Annotated in this window: 14 protein-coding genes and 2 pseudogenes; 12 read left to right on the plus strand and 4 right to left on the minus strand. The window is 73.1% G+C overall.

All coding sequences use genetic code 11. The features are described from left to right. Positions 1-362 (plus strand): annotated as a pseudogene (locus tag ABZZ04_RS37940) (hypothetical protein); the annotation flags it as partial. A gap of 22 nt (positions 363-384) precedes the next feature. After that, positions 385-991, plus strand: a pseudogene (locus tag ABZZ04_RS37945) (transposase); the annotation flags it as partial. A gap of 18 nt (positions 992-1,009) precedes the next feature. Here the strand turns inward: ABZZ04_RS37945 and ABZZ04_RS37950 are convergent. Beyond that, positions 1,010-1,522, minus strand: coding sequence for a DUF402 domain-containing protein (locus tag ABZZ04_RS37950; protein WP_356936803.1), 513 nt, complete (start codon positions 1,520-1,522; stop codon positions 1,010-1,012). Positions 1,523-1,664: 142 nt separating this feature from the next. Here ABZZ04_RS37950 and ABZZ04_RS37955 point away from each other — a divergent pair, with 142 nt between their 5' ends. Next, a complete protein-coding gene (locus ABZZ04_RS37955) occupies positions 1,665-2,111 on the plus strand; it encodes a hypothetical protein (RefSeq protein WP_356936804.1) in 447 nt (148 codons plus the stop codon). Between the two features lie 118 nt (positions 2,112-2,229). On the opposite strand, the gene ABZZ04_RS37960 is transcribed toward ABZZ04_RS37955, so the two are convergent. Both ABZZ04_RS37960 and ABZZ04_RS37965 read right to left on the minus strand, forming a co-directional pair. After that, positions 2,230-2,769: a hypothetical protein gene (locus ABZZ04_RS37960; protein ID WP_356936805.1), complete on the minus strand. Its 540-nt coding sequence runs from the start codon at positions 2,767-2,769 to the stop codon at positions 2,230-2,232. Between the two features lie 70 nt (positions 2,770-2,839). Further along, positions 2,840-3,889, minus strand: coding sequence for a YafY family protein (locus ABZZ04_RS37965; protein ID WP_356936806.1), 1,050 nt, complete (start codon positions 3,887-3,889; stop codon positions 2,840-2,842). 92 nt (positions 3,890-3,981) lie between these two features. Here ABZZ04_RS37965 and ABZZ04_RS37970 point away from each other — a divergent pair, with 92 nt between their 5' ends. Continuing rightward, positions 3,982-4,380: a VOC family protein gene (locus tag ABZZ04_RS37970; protein ID WP_356936807.1), complete on the plus strand. Its 399-nt coding sequence runs from the start codon at positions 3,982-3,984 to the stop codon at positions 4,378-4,380. Between the two features lie 94 nt (positions 4,381-4,474). Here the strand turns inward: ABZZ04_RS37970 and ABZZ04_RS37975 are convergent, their stop codons facing one another. Then, entirely contained in the window at positions 4,475-4,858 is a 384-nt protein-coding gene (locus ABZZ04_RS37975; protein WP_356936808.1) for a hypothetical protein, read from the minus strand. A gap of 222 nt (positions 4,859-5,080) precedes the next feature. Here ABZZ04_RS37975 and ABZZ04_RS37980 point away from each other — a divergent pair, with 222 nt between their 5' ends. The 8 genes from ABZZ04_RS37980 to ABZZ04_RS38015 all read left to right on the plus strand — a co-directional run bounded on the left by ABZZ04_RS37980 (position 5,081) and on the right by ABZZ04_RS38015 (position 19,634). Continuing rightward, a complete protein-coding gene (locus tag ABZZ04_RS37980) occupies positions 5,081-5,488 on the plus strand; it encodes a MarR family winged helix-turn-helix transcriptional regulator (protein WP_356936816.1) in 408 nt (135 codons plus the stop codon). 122 nt (positions 5,489-5,610) lie between these two features. Next, positions 5,611-9,483: an endo-alpha-N-acetylgalactosaminidase family protein gene (locus ABZZ04_RS37985; protein ID WP_356936809.1), complete on the plus strand. Its 3,873-nt coding sequence runs from the start codon at positions 5,611-5,613 to the stop codon at positions 9,481-9,483. A 104-nt stretch (positions 9,484-9,587) separates the two neighbouring features. Then, positions 9,588-11,972, plus strand: a complete 2,385-nt coding sequence (locus ABZZ04_RS37990) for a polysaccharide lyase 8 family protein (protein ID WP_356936810.1) — start codon at positions 9,588-9,590, stop codon at positions 11,970-11,972. A 68-nt stretch (positions 11,973-12,040) separates the two neighbouring features. Then, on the plus strand, positions 12,041-13,507 hold the full coding sequence (locus tag ABZZ04_RS37995; RefSeq protein ID WP_356936811.1) for a serine protease: 1,467 nt from the start codon (positions 12,041-12,043) through the stop codon (positions 13,505-13,507). Continuing rightward, complete coding sequence (locus ABZZ04_RS38000) at positions 13,504-15,855, plus strand: tetratricopeptide repeat protein (RefSeq protein WP_356936812.1); 2,352 nt, start codon at positions 13,504-13,506, stop codon at positions 15,853-15,855. The genes ABZZ04_RS37995 and ABZZ04_RS38000 overlap by 4 nt, the downstream gene beginning before the upstream one ends. Position 15,856: 1 nt before the next feature. Further along, positions 15,857-17,269, plus strand: coding sequence for a hypothetical protein (locus ABZZ04_RS38005; RefSeq protein WP_356936813.1), 1,413 nt, complete (start codon positions 15,857-15,859; stop codon positions 17,267-17,269). After that, positions 17,266-18,363: a hypothetical protein gene (locus ABZZ04_RS38010; RefSeq protein WP_356936814.1), complete on the plus strand. Its 1,098-nt coding sequence runs from the start codon at positions 17,266-17,268 to the stop codon at positions 18,361-18,363. Before ABZZ04_RS38005 ends, ABZZ04_RS38010 begins: the two co-directional genes overlap by 4 nt. Then, positions 18,360-19,634: a carbohydrate ABC transporter substrate-binding protein gene (locus ABZZ04_RS38015; protein WP_356936815.1), complete on the plus strand. Its 1,275-nt coding sequence runs from the start codon at positions 18,360-18,362 to the stop codon at positions 19,632-19,634. The genes ABZZ04_RS38010 and ABZZ04_RS38015 overlap by 4 nt, the downstream gene beginning before the upstream one ends. The last annotated feature ends 269 nt before the right edge of the window (positions 19,635-19,903 follow it).

Raw genomic sequence — 19,903 nt, forward strand, 5'->3', positions numbered from 1 at the left:
CGTACAGCTCGGGGATCCTCAAGATCTACGAACCGCCCCGGCTCACTGAAGCCGACATGGTCGGCACCTGGACGGACGGCGACGGCGGAAGCCTCAGCTTCGAGGCGGACGGCACGGTGACGGCGAAGGGCGTCAACGAGTACGAGGCCACGGGTGAGCAGTCCGGTGCCTGCAACCGCACCGGGAAATGGCAGCTGACCGAGAACGAGGGTGTCGGTCGGCCGGTCGAGCTCAGCATCGCGGACTGCGAGGGCCTGTCCTTCGGCTGGGACATCGGCGGTACGGAGGAACACCCGACGGTCTTCACCTGGATCGGAGACCCGGATTCGGGTGAGCGGTACATCCTTGCGCGGCAGCGGTAAGTCATCCGGTGCCGGGGAGGGGGGAGGCCGTCCCCGCCAGCTCAGCCCTGACGACGAAGACTTCGTCATCCAGACGGCCGGCACCCGACCGGCCAAGCTCGGCCAGCCCTTCACCAGCTGGTCGATCCGCAAGCTCGTCACGTACCTGCACCGTGTTCACGGGCGGGTGATCCGCATCGGTCGCGAGGCGTTACGGTGCCTGCTCGCCCGCCGCGGCGTCACCTTCCAAGGGTGCCGCGAACACCCTGGCCGCGCTGAAGTCGATCCGCGCCGCCCGTCCCGACGGTGCCCCGATCTACGTGATCATGGATAACCTGTCCGCCCACAAGGGCGAGGAGATCCGTCGCTGGGCGAAGAAGAATCGGGTCGAGCTGTGCTTCACCCCGACGTACGCGTCCTGGGCCAACCCGATCGAGGCCCACTTCGGGCCTCTGCGACAGTTCACCATCGCCAACTCGAACCACCCCGACCACCCGGTGCAGACCCGGGCCCTGCACACCTACCTGCGCTGGCGCAACGTCAACGCCCGCCATCGGGACGTCCTGGCCGCTGAGCGCCGCGAACGCGCTCGTATCCGCTGCGAGAAGGGCATCCGCTGGGGCGGACGCCCCCTCGCTACCCCGGCCTGACCAACACCAGAGCCAAACTCAACCGACCTGGTCCAGCCATGCGCGGTAGCGGCTTCCGAAGGGTTCCGCACCGTCGCGCAGCGCGGCTGACAGCCACTCGGCGGCACTCTGCGCGCGCGTGATGATGTCTTGCGGATAGCCGTACTGCCTCTGATGACTGGCGAACTCGTCCTCGTCGTCCACAAAGACGGATCCGTCTCGCCGTGTCCGGCAGACATCCAGATCCAGGTCAACCATGGTCACTTGCCCCTTATGCGGCCAATCGGAGGGAGTGGTCACATCGCAGTAGACGTCCAGGTGGGCTGGAGCTGCCTGGAACAGGGCCGTCCACCAGGCGCCGCGAGGAAAGAGCATGACTCGTCGCTCTTCGGTTGCGTAGACCTCGCCCTCCCCACCCTTGCTGTAGACCGTCCCGATCGGAGCACCGAGCCAGACCCCGAACTCATCCTCGCCCAACCACACCATCGAGTGGTGCCAGTGCAGGCTGCCATCGAACTTACGGACCACGACCCGGACCTCGGCTTCTCCCATGGGCGGGAGGCTACTGGCGGCCGAGCGAACCCGGTGAACCTTCTTGGCCACAGCGCCAGCCGTCGGTTCCGCCGATCGTCCGTGCCGGACGGGGGACTGTTCGTACGCTGGGAGGGCGCCTCGTGGGGAGGGGACGAATCCGGTGAACGGCGACGAACAATGCTGGAGTTGTGAGGAACCGGCGCGACCGCCTGCCGCGCTGAACGTCAGGCTGCGTCGTGAGGAAGGGGGCGGCGTCACCCTGATCGTGTACCGGAAGGCCAGGATCCGTGTTCCGCTCTGCGTCCGGTGCAGGAAGGCCTGGCGTCCCGCGCTCCGCGCCCGGATGCTGTTGATATGGAGCCTGGCCCTCGGGTCCACCCTGGTGCCGACCGCGTTCATCACGGGCTGGCTGATGACCTCGGACTACGATCCCGGCGCCGTGTTCCCGATCGCCTCCGCCGTCGGGGGCGCCATCGGGGTGCTTGCCGTCGCGGTGGGCCTTCCGGCATACCGCGCCAAGGACAGACACCCCGAGGGCCTGCGCCATCCGCACAGTCATCCCGACGTGGTGGCCCTCACCGACAGCGGCTTCGGCATCCTCAACTAGGGCTCGTCGTACGGTCCTTACGGAGCCGGAGCCGGAGCCGGAGCCGGAGCCGGAGCGTGCGGGACGGGACCGCCCGCCCGACTTCGGTGTCGAGGCGTGCAAACCGAGGAGGGAATCTTCAGGACCGGCCGTCGGCGCCGAGGGCGTGCTCCTTGAGGAACGCGCCCGCATGGGCCGCCGCTTCTTCCGCGGTCGCGTAACGCGTCCCGTCGGCGACCGTGCCGGATGTCCCGTCGGCACCCCTGCCCGCCCAGCTCCAGTCGCCGGAAGGCGCCTGCACCAGCTCGGCGGTCCCCCCGAAGAGTGCAAGCCCGCGCCTGCCCGCTGCCGCAGGTGCCGGGCGGCTGACGGCGTCGGGCCACTTCTTGCGGGCCCCCTGCCGGGTGATGCCCCAGACGGCTCCCAACTGCTCGTAACTCGCACCGTAGGAGCCGGCGGTTGCCGCCGCCTGCCCGGTCAGCCGTCTGACCTCGCCATCCATCACCTTCCAGGCGGCCAGGACGGACAGCGCCACCTCGACGGGATCCGCGTCCCACATGCGGTCCGCGGGCAGCCCGGTCCGACGGGACCGGATGGCCGAGGCCAGAGGGTTCAAGGCGTCGTACAGGGCCTTGTCGAGCTCTATCTGCTCTTCCGGGGTGATCTCAGAGACCGTCATGCGACAACTATAGTTTCCGAAAGTGTGCTCGTAAACTGAAGTTACCGTCAATTGTGGCTGTGAGGCGCGGTCAGGTCCGGCGGGCACGGGACGCGAGGCGGTCGGCGAACGCGGCGACGAGGTCGCGCAGTTCGGCGGGGCGCTCGATGACGAACGGCCGGTCGAGCGAGGCCAGTACCGGGGGCAGCCAGTCGAGCCGCTCCACCCGCAGCTCGACACGCAGCCAGCGTTCGGCGGCCGGATCCCGGTCCGTCGGGTCCTGCTCTGCCGGGCCCCGGTCCGTCAGGTCCTGTTCCGTCGGCTCCCGGTCCGTCGTGGGCCCGTGCTCCTCCAAGTGCGCGACGGCGGCGGGAAGGCGGGCACGGATCTGCTCGACCGTCCCGTGGATCCGCAGCGTCACCTCGTACCGGTACTCGGCCGCGGCGAACCCCGACAGCACGCGCTGCGCCGGATCGGTGCCCGCGGGCACCTCGAAGGAGCCGGGCAGGGTCCTCGCGTCCACGATGCGGTCGAGCCGGAAGGTCCGGTCCTCGCCGATCCCGGCGTCCTCGCCCGTGACGTACCACCGGCCCGCGTGGGCGACGATCCCGTACGCGTGCAGCGTGCGTTCGCTGCGCCGTCCGTCGCGGTCGGTGTAGCGGATCGAGACCGGCCGGCTGTGGTGCACCGCGTCGGCGACGGTGAGCAGGACCCCGCTGTCCGGGGTGTCGAAATCGCCGGGCCGGTCCGTGAAGGCGAGGGTGTCCAGGAGCGTGTCGAGCCGACGGGCGAGGTGCCGGGGCAGCACCCGCCGGATCTTCGCCGACGCCGTCTCGTTCGCCGTGCGCTCCGCCGTCGTCAGCCCCGCGCGGCGGCCGGCGACCAGGCCGAGCAGCACGGCCAGCGCCTCGTCGTCGCCGAGCATGAGCGGGGGCAGGCGGTACCCGGGGGAGAGCCGGTACCCGCCGTAGCGGCCGCGCACCGACTCCACCGGCACGTCCAGGTCGATCAGCTGGTTCACGTACCGCCGAACGGTGCGCCCCTCGACGCCGAGCCGGTCGGCGAGTTCGGCCACGGTCCGGGTGCCGCCCGACTGCAGCAGCTCCAGGAGCGTCAGCACGCGGCCGGTGGGTCGGGACATGCGCGCAGCCTAATGCGAATACCGGACCGATTCCGTCCGGTATTCCTCCTAGCCTGCGGCGTGCACACTCCGGCACGACCAAGGGGACTTCCATGGACTTCGTCTCGATCCGCATCATCACCGGCGACGTGGCACGCCTCGTCGATTTCTACGAGCGGGCCACGGGGGTGCGGGCGACGTGGGCCACCGAGGACTTCGCCGAACTCGGGACCGCGGGCGCCACCCTCGCGATCGCCGGTACCCGCACCGTCCCGCTGTTCGCCCCGGGCTCAGCCCGCCCGGCGGACAACCGCAGCGTGATCACCGAGTTCCTCGTCGACGACGTGGACCGCGTCCACCGGGACCTGGCCGGTTTCGTCACCGACTTCGTCGGTGGGCCCACCACGATGCCCTGGGGCAACCGGTCGCTGCTGTTCCGCGACCCCGACGGCAATCTCGTCAACTTCTTCACCCCCGTCACCCCGGCGGCCGTCGAGAAGTTCGCGCGCTGACACCGCGAGCGGTCATGCACGGCCGCTCGGGACCGCGCATGACCGCTTGCGCGGGGGTTCGGCCCTTTTCGGGCCCCGGCCCCCCGCGTGCGGCTCAGGCCACCGCGCCGGCGACCCCGGTGCGGCCGTCGGGGACGCCGACGATCGTGACGACGACCTGCTCGCGCACGGCCTCGCCGAGCACGCCGACCAGTGCGTCGGTGGTGGCGGCGACCAGGCGGGCGGGGGCGTCCGGGACCTCGGGCAGGTGGTACGCGGCCTCGCGCATGCTGAGGGTGACGAGGGGCGCGTCGATGTCGACCGGGCTGCCGCCGATGCCCCGGCGGTGCTGCGGGACGCCGATCAGGTCCACCCCGACGAGGCGGCGGAACCCCTCGCCGTAGACGGAGCCGACCACGTCGGCCAGGGCGGCGATCAGCTTCGGTTCCACCGTTCCGTCGAGGGCTTCTTCGCGGATGTGCACATTGAAGTGGGGCATGGAGCGACTCCGTTCGGGTCGGTGGGTACGCTGAGGAGCAGTTCGCTTTGCAGACAAAGCAAAACACCTTTGAGGGCAAAGATAAATGGGAAGGGGTGTGCGATGTCAAGGTCCGGGGAGCGCGACGCCGCGAAGGGCCGCGGGAACGAGGCCGACGGCGCCGCGGAGGACCGCGGGAACGGGAGCGACGCCGACGACGCCGTCAGGGCCCTGCTGCTGCTCATGCCCCGGATGGTGGGCCGGGTCAAGAAGATCCCCGTGCCCGAGGCGCTGCGGTCCTTCGCGCTGGCGCCGCGCCACCTCTCGCTGCTCTCCTACCTGCTCTTCGACGGGCCGATGACCGTGAACGAACTGGCGGCCCGGCTCCAGGTCGCACCGACGACGGTGAGCCTGCTGGTCGGCGACCTGAACCGGAAGGGAATCCTGGAGCGGCGCGCGGACGAGGCGGACCGGCGCCGCCGCATCATCGGCATCGCACCCGACCAGGAGCCCGCGATCACCGCCTGGCTGGCCCCGGGAGCAGCCGCCTGGCGCAAGGCGCTGGCCCCCCTGACGCCGGATCAGCGGCAGCTGTTCGTCGACACGTTGCTCGCGTACGAGGCCGCGGTCGGCGGCGCGGAACAGGACTGAGCCGGGCCGGTCGCGGGCGCGCACCGCCCACTTGGACTTACGCGACACGGTTGTTGGACTGGAGCACCCCGAGTCGTCGCAGGTCGTTGACGGTGTCCGGTCACGGGGACTACTCAGAGCACATGTCGCCAAGATTCACTTCGGCGGGCGCCGTCGCCGCCGCATCAGCCGCCGTGCTGGCGCTGGTGGGGACCGCGCTTCCCGCCACCGCCGCAGCTCCCCCGTCCGCCGCAGCCGGGCCGGCCGTGCCCGCGGGCGCCACCGTCATCGGCTCCGCGCAGCTCTCGGTGGCCGTCGCCGACGACTTCCCGCGCGTCCTGGCGTACACCGACAGGGCCAGCGGCAACCGGCTGTTCGGCAGTACGCAGCCGGTCACCGCCGTGACCCTGAACGGCACCGCGCACCCGGTGAAGCTCAAGGGCGCCCCCGTGGTCGGCGCCTCCTCCGCCCGCTACACGCTGGTCTTCGCCGACCTGCCCGGCGTCGAGATCGACGCCTCGCTCTCCGTCTCCGGACGCGCCACCACGTTCAAAGTGACGGCCGTCCGGGACACCGAGGCGTTCCGCGTCGGCACCATCGACATCCCCGGCCACGACCTGGTCTCCGTAGGCTCCACCGACACCGGCGCCGCCACCGCCTTCACCCGGCTGGACAACGACTCGACGAGGACCGCCGACGTCTTCGCGAAGGTCACCGCGGACACCGCCGCCGACAAGGCGCCGGTCGGTGCCTCGTACGCGTTTCTCAACACGGGTTCGCTCGCCGCGGCCGTGGAGTCCAACTCCTCGTACGACAAGCCGTCCGGCGCCACCGGCGGTGACGACGCCCGGTTCTGGCACCAGGCCCGCACCGCGGACGACGGCGGCGTCCGGGTCGGCGTCTGGTCCGGCCAGTGGACCTACCGCGGCGACGGCGCGCCGAAGCCGGAGAGCGGCGACGCCCTGCCCTGGGCGAAGGTCGTCGTCACCCCCGACGCCAACGGCGACAAGGCCGTGGACTGGCAGGACGGCGCCGTCGCGTTCCGCTCCATCGGGATCGAGGCGCCCGGCGGCAAGGACACCCCGGACCGGGTCGTCACCCACATCCCGTTCAACTTCGCCAGCCAGGCCACCCACCCCTTCCTGCGCACCCTCGACGACGTCAAGCGGATCTCGCTCGCCACCGACGGCCTCGGACAGCTCGCCGTCCTCAAGGGCTACGCAGCCGAGGGCCACGACTCCGCCCACCCCGACTACGGCGGCAACCACAACGAGCGGGCCGGCGGGCTGAAGGACCTCAACAAGCTCCTGAAGGACGGCAAGAAGTGGGGCGCCACCTTCGGCGTCCACGTCAACGCCACCGAGGCGTACGCGGAGGCCGACGCCTTCGACGAGAAGCTCGTCGACAGGACGAAGCCCGGCTGGAACTGGCTCGGCCAGAGCTACTACATCGACCAGCGCCGCGACATCAACAGCGGCGACCTGGCCGAGCGCTTCCAGCGGCTGCGCGACGAGACCGACCGCAACCTGAGCCTCCTCTACATCGACGTCTACTACACCCACGGCTGGATCGCCGACAAGACCCTCCAGGCCGTGGGGAAGCAGGGCTGGAACGTCGCCACCGAATGGGCCGACAAGTTCGAGCGCGCCTCGCTCTGGTCGCACTGGGCCAACGACCTCGACTACGGCGGCGCCACCAACAAGGGCCTCAACTCGAAGATCATCCGGTTCATCCGCAACGGCGAGAAGGACGTCTGGAACAACGACCCGGTCCTCGGCCAGAGCGCCATCGAGGAGTTCGAGGGCTGGACCGGCGAGACCGACTGGAACGCCTTCTACGACAACATCTGGCAGCGCAACCTGCCCGCCAAGTACCTCCAGCAGCAGAGGATCACCCGCTGGGACGGCAATGACGTCACCCTCACCGGCGGCGTCCGGGGCACCGTCGAGGACGGCAGGCGGACCTTCTACGACCACGGCCGCAAGGTCCTCAGCGGCACCGACTACCTGCTGCCCTGGGACGGCGGCAAGAAGTTGTACCACTACAGCAAGTCCGGTGGTACGAGCAGCTGGGAGGTGCCGTCGAACGGCACGTACACCGTCTACCGGCTCACCGACAACGGACGGGTCGAGGCCGGCACGGTCGAGCCGGTCGACGGGAGGATCACGCTGACCGCCGAGGCCGGACAGCCGTACGTCCTGTACCCGCGGCAGGCGCCGAGGGCCGCCGACCCCGAGTGGGGCGAGGGCACCCCGGTCGACGACCCCGGCTTCAACGACGCCGGCCTGAGCGACTGGTCGAGGACCGGAACCGTCACCCGCGACACCGACGACCAGGGCCGCAACAGCGCCGAACTCTCCGGCGGGGCCCCGGCCGCGCTCGCCCAGCGCATCGACGGCCTCGTCCCCGGCAAGCGCTACACCGCCTCCGCGCTCATCGAGGTCCAGCCCGGGAAGACCAGGCACACGACCCTCTCGATCGGCGGGAAGTCCGTCGCCGTGGACCGCTCCACCGTCAAGGACCAGGTCGCCGCCTCCGACTGGCACGGCACCTACTTCCAGCGCGCCAAGGTCAACTTCACCGCCCCCGCGGACGGCCGCGCCACCCTGCGCGTCGAAGCGGCCGGGGACAGCACGGCCAAGGTCCGGGCCGACGACGTACGGATCGTCGCCAACGCCCCGAGCACCAGGGCGAACACCGTCGTCCACGAGGACTTCGAGGACGTCGACCAGGGCTGGGGCCCCTTCCTCAAGGGGAACGCGGGCGGTTCCACCGACCCCCGCACCGTCATCAGCCGGCTGCACGCCCCGTACACCCAGGCAGGCTGGAACGGAAAGCTCGTCGACGACGTGATCGGCGGCGAGGAGTCCCTCAAGTCCCACGAGGAGAACTCCGGCCTCGTCTACCGCACCGCCCCCTGGACCGTGCCGATGACCGACGGCCACCGCTACCAGGTCGAGTACGACTACCAGTCCAGCCACGCCGGTGCCTACGAATGGGTCGACGGCTACGACCGGATCACCGCGGACGGCAAGCCCGGTTCCGTCGAGACCCGGGCCACGCCCGTCGGGCAGCAGCGCACCACCGGCCACTTCACCGAGACCGTCACCGCGGGCTGCGGCGACACCTGGACCGGGCTGCGCAAGCGCGGCGACGCCCCCGAGGGCGCCGACTTCGTCCTGGACTCCTTCACCGTGACCGACCTCGGCCCGGCCCCGGCCTCCGAGCAGGCCGCCTGCGGCACGCTCGGCATCGACCCGGGCGCCGAGACCCTGGAACCGGGCACGGCCAACACCGTCAGGGCCACGTTCACCAACCACGAGGCGAAGGCGGCCACCGGCGTCGCCCTGACCCTGACCGTCCCCGAGGGCTGGACGGCCGAACCGTCGGGCGCCACCTCCTTCGACTCCGTCGCGTCGGGCGCCGAGGCCACCGCCACCTGGCGGGTCACCCCGCCGGTGGACGCCGAGTACCGGACGTACGACCTGGGCTCCGAGGTGAAGTACGCGGTCGGCGACGCCCGGCGCACGCTCGGCGCGCAGACCTCCGTACGGACCCTGCCCCCGCCGCCCACCACCGACAGCTGGGCCGGAGACCTGGACTGGACGGCCGCCGAGAACGGCTGGGGCCCCGTCGAACGCAACCTCTCCAACGGCGAGACCGGCACCGGCGACGGCACCCCGCTGACCGTCGGCGGCACCGTCTACACCAAGGGCCTGGGCACCCACGCCCCGGCGAGGGTCCGCTACTACCTGGGCGGGAAGTGCACCTCGTTCACCGCCCAGGTCGGCGTGGACGACGTGCAGAAGAGCGCCGGCAGCGTGCAGTTCTCCGTCCTGGCCGACGGTACCGAGAAGGTGAAGTCGCCGGTGCTGAAGGCTGCCGACAGCGCCTGGTCGCTCACGGCCGACGTCACCGGGGCCAAGTACGTCGACCTGGTCGTCGGCGACGGCGGCGACGGCAACGGCAACGACCACGCGGACTGGGGCGACGCCCGCTTCCGGTGCGGCAACTGATCCACCATGATGCGGGACGGGCGCCCACCGGGTGCGCCCGTCCCGCGTCGCGCATGCAAGGCCGACCCACCCCCGACGGCCGTCCCGACGACATGGAGCCGCACATGCCGAACCAGCCCGGCTGGTCCCGCCGCACCCTGCTGACCCTCTCCGCCGCCACCGCCCTGACGGTCGCCCTCCCCGGCTCCGCCACGGCCGCCGGTCCCGCGACGGACACCGCCCCCGGCACCGCCCCGGACGCCGCTTCGGACACCGACGAGTTCGACACCCTCCGCCGCCGCTGGACCGACATCTCGCTCGGCACCGGCTACGACCCGGGCACCGAACCCTTCGCCTCCCGCCTGGCCGGGACGGGCACGCTCGCCCGCGGCTTCCGGTCGACGATGAGCCCGGCCGCGAAATCGCTGTGGCCCGGCCTCGCGTTCGACCCGCCGTCCGGCATCACCCAGAGCTACAGCAGGCTGTGGACGATGACCCAGGCGTACGCGCAGCCCGGCACCGGCTCGACCGGCGACGCCGCCCTCCTCGCCGACATCCTGCGCGGCTGGGACCACCTGGCCGCCACCGCCTACCACGCCTCCGTCACGCCGTACGGCAACTGGTGGGAGTGGCAGATCGGCAGCCCGCGCATCCTCATGGACATCGCGGCCGTGCTGTACGAACAACTGGGCACGGCCCGGATCGAGGCCGCCTGCGCGGCCGTCGACCACTTCATCCCCGACGCGGTCCTGCGCGACTACAGCGGCACCTCCACCGGAGCCAACCGCGTCGACCTGTGCCGCTCCGTCGCCGTGCGCGGGGTCCTCGGCCGGTCACCCGCAAAGACCGCCCTCGCCCGGGACGCCCTGTCGCCGGTCTTCCCGTACGTCACCCGGGGGGACGGCCTGTACGCGGACGGGTCGTTCGTCCAGCACACCACCGTCGCCTACTCCGGCACCTACGGCCAGGTCATGCTCGACGGCCTCGGCCGGCTCTTCGCCCTGCTCGCCGGATCGACCTGGGCCGTCACCGACCCGAACCGGCAGATCATCCTGGACAGCGTCGAACGCGCCTACGCCCCGCTGATCCACAACGGCCTGGTCATGGACAGCGTCAACGGCAGGGCAGTCAGCCGCGGCCTGCTGAAGAGCGACGACCTCCAGGTGATGCGCAGCGACCACTTCCACGGCCAGGGCATCATCGCCGGGATCGCCCTCCTCGCCGCGGGCGCCGCACCGGCCGAACGCGACCGGTGGCACGGCATGATCAAGGGCTGGATCGCCCGGGACCGGACCAGCCCCGTCCTCACCGCCCGCCAGTTCCCCGTCGCGGACCTGGCCCGGCTGCACGCCGTGCAGGCCACCGCCGTCCCGGCCGCGCCGGAACGGGTGGGCCACCACCTCTTCGCCCAGATGGCCCGCGCCGTCCACCGCCGCCCGGACTGGGCCGCCGGCATCTCCATGGCCTCCTCGCGGATCTCGTACTACGAATGCGGCAACGGCGAGAACCCGCGCGGCTGGCACACCGGCGCCGGAATGCTCTACTGGTGGCCGGGCGCGGCCCACGACGACCAGTACACCGACTGGTTCTGGCCCACCGTCGACCCCTACCGGCTGCCCGGCACGACCGTGTCGACCAAGCGGCTCGCCGACCGGGCCGGCGGCGAATGGGGCGCGGCCAGACCCGCGGCGAACTGGGTCGGCGGCGCCACCGACGGCGAGTACGGCGCGGTCGGCCAGCACCTCAAGGGCCTCGGCTCCACCCTGGACGCCCGTAAGTCGTGGTTCTGCGCCGCCGACACCGTCATCTGCCTCGGCGCCGGCATCACCGCCACCGACGGGGTGCCCGTCGAGACGGTCGTCGACAACCGCATGCTTGGCGAGAACGGCACCGAGACGCTCACCGTCGACAGCCGCCCCCGGCCCCACTGGGCCCATCTGGAGGGCCACGGCGGCTGGGTCCTGCCCGGCGGGGCGGACCTGCGCACCCTGCGCGAGGACCGCACCGGCGCCTGGTCCGACATCAACACCACCAGCTCCACCGAGCGCCGCACCCGTCGCTACCAGACCCTCTGGCTCGACCACGGCACCGACCCGGTCGCCGCCGGCCACGTCTACCTGCTGATGCCCGGCGCCTCCCGCCGCGCCGTCACCGAACGCGCCGCCGACGGGGGATGGCTGACCGTGCTCGCCAACACCGCCACCGCCCAGGCGGTCGAGGTGCGCGCGCTGGGGCTGACCGCCGCCAACTTCTGGCGCGCGGGCACCGCCGGACCGCTCTCGGCCACGGCCCCGGCGAGCGTGCTCGTACGGCGGCGGCGCGGCACGACGACGCTGTGCGTGAGCGGGCCGGACCGCAGCGGCACCCCGGTGGAACTGGTGTGGGACCGGCCGGTGCGCGAGGTCGTCTCCGCGGACCCGGGCATCGAGGTGCGCGCCACCGGCCGGAGCCTGGTCCTCCGGGTCGACCCGGGCACCGCGGGCGTCACCCTCCGGTGTGACATCCGGTAGCCGACGGGTGACCGGAGTGTGTCCGAGTACTGGGAGCGGCACCCGTCGCGCGCGTATTCTCATGCGCCATGGGGGAGTTGAGAGCGGACTGGCGGCTGCGGCTGCGACGCGGCACCGCGGACGGGCCGGTCTGCGGCGCCGGGGTGCTGCTCACCCAGGACCGGGCCCTCACCTGCGCGCACGTCGTGGGGGAGCCGGACGCCCGGATGTGGGTGGAGTTCGCGGAGAACCCCGGCATCGCCCCGGTCGGGGCACGCGTCGCCGAGGGCGGCTGGCTGCCCGGACTCGGGGCGACCCGCGAGGACATCGCGGTGCTCGCCCTGGACAGCCCGCGCCCGCACGCCACCCCCGCCTCCCTCGACCGGAGCCTGGAACGCGGCCGTGAGGTGTGGATAGGCGGATACGCGCGGGCCTTCGCCGACGGCATGTGGCTGACCGGACGGATCGGCGGGGCGCACGGGGCGTGGATCCAGCTCGACGCCGGACGCAACGAACAGGTGGTGCGCCCCGGGTTCAGCGGGGCCGCCGTGCAGGTGCGCGGCGGCCCCGCCGGACCGCCCGAACGGGTGGTCGGCATGGTCGTCAGCTGGCGCGGCGACCGCGACCTGGCGCTGCCCGCCGACAACGACCTGGCGTTCTCGTACATGGTCCCGATCGACAGGATCGCCGAACTCGTGCCGCTGGTCGCCGAGTTGAGCGGCCCGGACGGCTGGGACCACGGGCTGGCGCGGCGGCTGCGGAGATGGTTCGCCGGAGGCGACGAGCCCGAGGTGCGGCTCAGCGTCGTCCCGCACGGCGGCGGACGCGACCGCACCCTGCGCCACCAACTGCACCGCGCCCACCTCGTCTACCGGGGCGGGCGCACCACCCCCGAGGACTTCGTCGACGAGCTGGTGACCCGGCTCCGCCCGCCCCGCCACCAGGCCGCGGCGTACCGCGACTGGCTCCTCACGGGCGGCACCCCGCCGGAACGGCCACCGGGGACGGGGCCCGGGAGCGCGGGTTCGGGGAGAGCGGGGCCCGGGGGCGCGGGCTCAGGGGGCACGGGCCCCAGGGGTGCCGGGGCCGGGGGCGCGGGCCCCACCCTCGCCGTGATCGGACTCGACGAGGACCGGCAGCCGCACCGGCTGGTCCCCCTGCTCGTACGGGTACGGGCGCTCGGCTTCCGGGTGCTCGTCGTCGTCAGGGAGAGCGGGGGCGCCGGAGTGACCGAGGCCGCGCGGCACCTGCTGTTACCCGCCCTCGACGACCGGGCCGCCCTGCTGATCCGCCGTGCCGAGGACATCGAGCGGGAATGGGCCGCGCTGAACGGCCTGGTGGAATCGGCCTCCATGGCCCCCCTGCCGCGCACGGACGCGGCCCGCCACCGCCGCCGACTGGCCGAACTGCGCACCGTCGACGACCCGCACCGGAGACTCGCCGCCCTGCGCGCCCTGCTGCGCGAACTGCGGACGGACCTGGAACGGAACGACCGGCACACCGGGACGGACCTGCCCGCACCGCGTGGCGAGCAGGGCCGGGCGGAGCAGCGATGAGGATCCCCTGCCCGCACCGCCGCTTCACCGGGGGCCCGTGCGACGGCACCGTGCAGAGCACCGGCCACTGCGACACCTGCGGGCGCGCCGAGGACGGGCCGGGACTCCCGCCGCTGCCCGCCGACCCCGCCGCGTACGGCCCCGTGAACCTGCTGGAACTGCCCCGGCTCCGGCCGAACACCCCCGACCGGCGCCTCGGCGCCGCCGTCACCCGGGCCCGTATCCGGATGAGCTGCTCGGCCAAGTCCTGCGCCACCTACTTCATCCCCCCGTACACCGCCGCCCCGCCGCCCGACGAGGGCCACTGCCCCCGGTGCGGCGCCCCCTACTCCTACCGCCCCGAACTCACCAGCGACGGGCCGCTGCTCCAGGACCAGTACCGCATCCTCGGCCCCATCGCCCACGGCGGCCAGGGCTGGGTCTACCTCGCCCGCGACACCCACCTCGAAGACCTCGTCGCCGTGAAGGGCCTGCTCAACCGGTACGCGGAACGGGGCGCCGCGCAGGCCGGCGAGGAACGCCGCAGCCTGGTCGCCATCCGGCACGAACGCATCGTCCAGATCCGGGACTTCGTCAGCACCAGCAACGAGGACGGCACGGTCTCCGGCGGCTACATCGTGATGCAGGACGTCGGCGACCGCACCCTCTCCGCGGTCGTCGAGGCGACCCGGCAGGGCACCTTCGTCCTCGACGTCGAACACGTCCTCACCTACGGCTGCCAGATCCTCGAAGCCCTCGCCCACCTGCACGGCATGGGATTCCTGTACGGGGACATGAAGCCGTCCAACGTCGTCCACCAGCACGACGGCGTCAAGGTCATCGACCTCGGCGGGGTGCGGGCGATCGGCTCCACCGAACCGCCGCCCGTCATCACCCCCCGCTACGCCGCGCCCGAGATGGTCAGCGGCAGCCCGCTGACCGTCGCCCACGACATCCACACCGTCGGCGCGACCCTGGCCGAGCTGGCCGGCTGGGCCGTCGGCGACGACGTGCCCGGCCTCGGCACCAGCTCGTTCCGGCTGGTGGTGGAGCGGGCCACCGACCCGGACCCGGAACGCCGGTTCGCCGACGCCGACGAGATGGCGGGCCAACTGCGCGGAGTGCTGCGGGAGATCAGGGCACTGCGCGGAAAACGCGACCGGACCGAACCGTCCACCCACTTCACCCCGTCCACCGGACTGCTCGGCGCACGGCTGGGCACCGTGCCCGACTACGCGCACTGGCTGGCCCGCACCCCGCACCGCCGCGACGAGATCCGCGAGGCGCCCGCCCTGGACTCCGGGCTCCCCACCCCCGCCGAGATCGCCCGGCGGCTGCCGGTGCCCCGGCCCTACCCCGGGGACCCGGAGGCCGCCCGGTTCCTGGTCAGCAGCTACGACCCCGGACGATTACTGGCCCAGCCCGCCACGGGGGAGCGGTCGGTGGAGATCTGCCTGCACAACGTCCGCCTGCTCCTCGCCAGGGAGGGCGGCGAGGCCCTGGCCGCCGCCCGCGAACAGGTGGCGGCGGCGGACGCCATACCGGGCCCCGGCCCGGTGCGGCAGTGGCGGCTCAGCTGGCACCGGGGACTCGTCGCCCTGCGCGGCGCACAGGACCCGGGCGACCGGCGGCGGCTGCTGGCACAGGCCCTGGAGCACTTCACCGCCGTGCACCGCGCCCTGCCCGGCGAGTACGCCACGAAACTGGCCCTCGCCTACGTCGCGGAACAGCTCGGCCCCCACCACCCGTCCGGCCCCGCCCCCTCGGCGTACGAACTCTTCCGGGCCGTGCACGCCCGCAACCCCTCCCACGTCGGGGCGGCGCTCGGCCTGGCCAGGCTGGCCCTGGCCCGCGGCGACCGGGACGCGGCGACCACCGTCCTGGACCTGGTGCCCGACGAGTCGCGGGACCACACCGTCGCCCGGATCGCCGCCCTGCGCATCCGGGCGGCCCGGCTCTCCGCCGGGGAGCACCCCCTGCCCGGGGTGCGGCGGATCGACGCCGTGATCACCGCCGTCCCCCTGCGCGGGGACCGCACCGGACCGCAGCCGCCGTCCGTCGTGACGGGCGACGAATCGGCCCGGCTGCTGCGCACCGAACTGTACGAGTGGAAGCTCGACGCGGTCCGGGCCGCCGCCGGCGGCAACAGGCCCGACGGGCGCTGGTGGCGGCGGGGCCTGCCCCCGGTACCGGTGCCCGGCGAGATCGCCGTGCGGGAGGACCTGGCCCGCTGCTACCGCTGGATGGCCCGGCAGTGCAGACAGGGCGCCGACCACGACAAGCTCATCGACCTCTCGCACGCCGTCCGCCCGCAGGGCCGCTTCTGGCACTCGTCCCGGAGCCGCACCCGTACCGCCGAAGGGAGCTGAGATGGCCCGCAGCGCAACACCGACCGGACTCGGGGTCGAGCTGTCCGTCCGGGCCGCGGAGAAGCACCCGCCGGACCAGGACGCCCGGATCGACGCCCACGTGCGGGTCACGGCGGTCGCCACCGGCCCGCGCGACCGCGTCCCCGCCGTCGACATCGCCCTGGTCCTCGCGGTGGACGTCGCGGCCCCGCGACGCGACGCGGCCGCCGCCGCACTGACCGCCGTCATGGCCGCCCTGCCCGACGGGATCTCGTACACCGTGCTGGGCGGCGGCGACTCCCGGTGCTACCCGCTGACCGGCCGCTGGGCCCTGGCCGGTCCCGCCGACCGACGCCGCGCCGCCTTCAGCGTCGGACGGATCGCCGCCGCGGACCCGGACGGGCCGCCGACCGGGTACGCGCACCGGCTCGCCACCGCACGCGAACTGTTCGCCGAACGCGCCCTGCCCGTACGCCACCTGATCCTCGTCACCGACGGCGGCGACCGGGCCGAGGAGGACGACACCGCCCGCCCGGACAGCGCGCTCGACCTCGAACTCGCCCGTTGCGAGGACGCGTTCACCGCCGACGTCATCGCCCCCGGCGCCGACTGGGACCCCGCCCCGCTGCTCGCCGTCGCGGAAGGACTGCACGGCACCGCCACCGGCTCGCCCGACGACTTCGCCCCCGCCGTCACCGAGGCCCTGGACCGGCTGCGCCGGGTCCGCAGCCCCGAACTGCCCATCGAGGTGACCGTCCGCCCGGCGGTGCACGAGGTGACCCTGACCGAGACCGCCCCCCACCAGCAACGGCTGGAACCGGTGCCGGTGCCGGGCGGGGGCCGGCCGCGCCGACTGGAGTTCCGCACCCACCGCTGGGAACCGGAGTCCCGCGACTACCTCCTGGGCCTGCGGGCCGACGCGAGCGGCGATCCGCTGGACGTACCCCTCCAACTGGCCACCGTCTCCGTCGGCGGCGTCACCGAACCGGTCGTGGTCCGCTGGCTGCCGTCCGGGGACGCGGCCGCCACCGCGGGCCCGCCCGGCGTCGCGGACCGGACCGTCCACACCATGAACGTCTCCACCCAGATGCGCACCGCCCTCCACCACGGCTACGCCGCCCTCGACCTGGAACGCCGCGAGCGGGCCGAGGCACAGCTCGGGCTCGCGGTCCGGCTCGCCACCGAGATCGCCGCCGACTGGGTCCTGGACGAGGTCCGCCGGGTCGCCCGCATCGTGGACGGCCCCCAGGGACAGGTGCGGATCGGGCCGACCGTCGACCCCGGAACCGTCCGCCAGGGACTGCTCAGCATCGCCTCCGGACACCCCGTGCGCCTGCCCGGGGCCCCGGACGGACCGGCGGGCCGCTGCCCGCACTGCGACCACCCGGCCGGAACCTCGGCCCTGTTCTGCATCGCCTGCGGGAGGCGGCTGTGAGCATCCGGACCGTCGTGAACGACCGGGCGGGGGCGAGGAATCCGGCAGGGGCGGGGAGCCCGGCCGCTGCCGGGGCCCGGACCGGGGAGAGGGGCCGGACCGCGTCCTCGGGCAGTGCCCCCTACCGCTCCCGGACCCGCCGCCTGCTGGAGCGGCACCGCGCCGCGCTGGTGCTGGTCGCCCTGGTCTCGATGGGCGCCCTGCTCCTCACGTACCGCCAGGTGCAGTCCGCCGCGGGCGAGATGCGCACCCGCGGCGCCCCCGCCGTGCAGGGCGTGGCCGCCACCCAGCTCGCCCTGCTGCGCGCCCACAAGGAGGCCAGGGACTCGGTGGAGAAGGACATCGCCGACGTGGTCGGCGCCGGGGCCCGGTACGAGACCCAACTGTCCGCCGCCGACCAGGGACTGACCCGGCTCGTCGACGTGCAGATCGACGGGGAACGGGGCCGCGGGGCGCTGGAGACCGTGAACGGCGTACTCACCTCCTACAGCGCCTCCATCACCCCGGCCGTGACGAAGTACGTGTCGGACGATCCGATGCGGGAGGAGAAGTTCGCCGAGGCCGACACCCTCCTCACCCGGAAGGGCACCGGGGTGGTGCCGCGACTGGACGTCCTCCAGGGACACCAGATGGAACGCGTCGACCGGCTCAGCTCGGCCGGCCCCTTCCAACGGGCCGGCTGGGTGGTGGCCGAGACCGGACTGCTGGTCATGGCCCTGATCACCCTCTCCGCGCTGTGGGTGCTGCGCACCCGCTGCGGACACAGCCTCGACCTCTGCCTGCTGGTCTCGCTGGCCGCCACGGTCTTCCTGGCCGTGGTCCCGCTGACCGCGACCGCCGTCACCCTGGACCGGCTGGACACCGCCCGCGACGGACTGGTCCGGATCGAACAGCGGTCCCACGACCACACCGACCTGGCCCGCTCCCAGCAGGCCGTCACCGACGAGTCGGCCCTGGTGCGCGCCGGGCTGGCCGCCCGGGACTGGCAGAGCGGCACCTACTACGGGGCGCTCGCCGCCGGCGTGACGATCCTGCTGCTGCCCGTCATCGGCCTCGGCCGTCACCTCAACGCCGACTACCGGAGGCCGGGATGACCGGCAGCCCGCGACACCGGCCGCCGGGGACAGGCGCGGCCGGCCTCCTCCGCACCGTCCTGTTCGTCCTGTGCCTGGCGCTGACCGCGGCGGGCTGCGGGCTGGCCGCGCCCGGCGGCGACGACGGCCGGCCGAAGGTGACGATCCTCGGCCCGTGGACCGGCGAGCAGGAGAAACAGTTCAAGAAGGTCCTGGACACCCTCGACACCCCGTACGCCTACCAGGGCACCGCCGCCACCCGGGAGGTCCTGCTCGCCGGGGTGCAGGCGGGCGACCCGCCCGACATCGCGATCCTGCCGGGCATCGGGGACCTCGTCGAGTACGCGGCGGAGAACCGGCTGAAACCGGTGGGACGGCCGGCCGGCGCCCCGGCGTACGGCAGGCCCTGGCAGCCCGAGGCCGAGGGCATGGACGCGGACCTCTGGGTACCGCTCAAGGCCGACCTCAAGAGCATCGTCTGGTACCGCACGGACCGGCCGCCCGCCCCCGCCCCGGCGCCGCTGCGCTCCTGGTGCATCGGCATGGGCGACGACGGTGCGTCCGGCTGGCCCGGCAGCGACTGGATCGAGGACCTGATCCTGCAGACGGCGGGCCCGGTGCTGTACGGACGCTGGGCGACCGGCGACCTGAGCTGGACGTCCGGGCCGGTGGTCGCCGCCTGGCGCCTGTGGGCCGGACTGCTGGCCCAGGACCCGGAGGCCGCCCGGGCCGCCCTGAGCGAGGACCACCGGGGCGCGCCCGGCGGGCACGGCCTGCTCTTCCAGGGCGACTGCACCCTGGAGCACCAGGGCTCCTTCGCCCGCTCCTTCTACGGGGACCACCGGGAGCGGGCCTCCTTCACGGACTCCGCGCAGCTGCTGCCCGGGGGACCGAGGGCGAAGGGCCGCGAGGTCTCCGCGGACTTCGCCGCGCTCTTCGGCGACTCCGCACAGGCCCGCGACCTGCTCGCCCGGCTCACCTCCCGCAGGGCCCAGGAGGAATGGGGCCGCAGGGCCGGGGCGTTCTCGCCGAACCCCGATGTGCCCGCCCGGAGCGGTACGGTCGAGAAGCGGATCAGCAGCCGCCTCGCGGACCACCGGCTGCCGCTCTGTCTGGACGCCTCCGACGTGATGCCCGCCGCGGTCCGGGACGCCTTCTACGAGGCGGTGCTGCTCACCATGGCCCACCCCCGAGGGTCGGTGGAGGAGCGGCTGAAAGACGTGCAGCGGGTCCAGGAGGCCCAGCCCCGCCGTGTCCCGAGACTGACGGGAGTGTGCAGCAGGCCGCAGTAAGACTTTGTCGGACCCGCACAAAGACTTACCCGTACTGGCTGGTACTTCGCCTGCACGCGGCTCTGCTTATGTCAGGCTCCACCAGTAAACGGGTCGGGAGACTGTACGGAGTCAACGGCGGGATTTGCTTGTCCGGCTCCGTAGGGTCGGTGCATGACCGTTGTGGACGAAATCCCGGGCGAGCCGACCGACACCCGTGGCCGGGTGGCCGAGCTGCTGGCGCTGCGCGAGCAGGCCCGTCGTGGACCGAGTGACCGGGCGACCGAGGC

Origin of the sequence: Streptomyces sp. NPDC006435 (assembly GCF_040612315.1) — a bacterium.
Lineage (GTDB): Bacteria > Actinomycetota > Actinomycetes > Streptomycetales > Streptomycetaceae > Streptomyces.

Bases quoted from the DNA above. Each gene is read 5' to 3' on its own strand.
- ABZZ04_RS37965 (WP_356936806.1), bottom strand. From the start codon at position 3,889: ATGTCCCGACCCACCGGCCGCGTGCTGACGCTCCTGGAGCTGCTGCAG.
- ABZZ04_RS37985 (WP_356936809.1), top strand. From the start codon at position 5,611: ATGTCGCCAAGATTCACTTCGGCGGGCGCCGTCGCCGCCGCATCAGCC.
- ABZZ04_RS37950 (WP_356936803.1), bottom strand. From the start codon at position 1,522: ATGGGAGAAGCCGAGGTCCGGGTCGTGGTCCGTAAGTTCGATGGCAGC.
- ABZZ04_RS37980 (WP_356936816.1), top strand. From the start codon at position 5,081: ATGCCCCGGATGGTGGGCCGGGTCAAGAAGATCCCCGTGCCCGAGGCG.
- ABZZ04_RS38005 (WP_356936813.1), top strand. From the start codon at position 15,857: ATGGCCCGCAGCGCAACACCGACCGGACTCGGGGTCGAGCTGTCCGTC.
- ABZZ04_RS38000 (WP_356936812.1), top strand. From the start codon at position 13,504: ATGAGGATCCCCTGCCCGCACCGCCGCTTCACCGGGGGCCCGTGCGAC.
- ABZZ04_RS37960 (WP_356936805.1), bottom strand. From the start codon at position 2,769: ATGACGGTCTCTGAGATCACCCCGGAAGAGCAGATAGAGCTCGACAAG.
- ABZZ04_RS37995 (WP_356936811.1), top strand. From the start codon at position 12,041: ATGGGGGAGTTGAGAGCGGACTGGCGGCTGCGGCTGCGACGCGGCACC.
- ABZZ04_RS37970 (WP_356936807.1), top strand. From the start codon at position 3,982: ATGGACTTCGTCTCGATCCGCATCATCACCGGCGACGTGGCACGCCTC.
- ABZZ04_RS37975 (WP_356936808.1), bottom strand. From the start codon at position 4,858: ATGCCCCACTTCAATGTGCACATCCGCGAAGAAGCCCTCGACGGAACG.
- ABZZ04_RS37990 (WP_356936810.1), top strand. From the start codon at position 9,588: ATGCCGAACCAGCCCGGCTGGTCCCGCCGCACCCTGCTGACCCTCTCC.
- ABZZ04_RS38015 (WP_356936815.1), top strand. From the start codon at position 18,360: ATGACCGGCAGCCCGCGACACCGGCCGCCGGGGACAGGCGCGGCCGGC.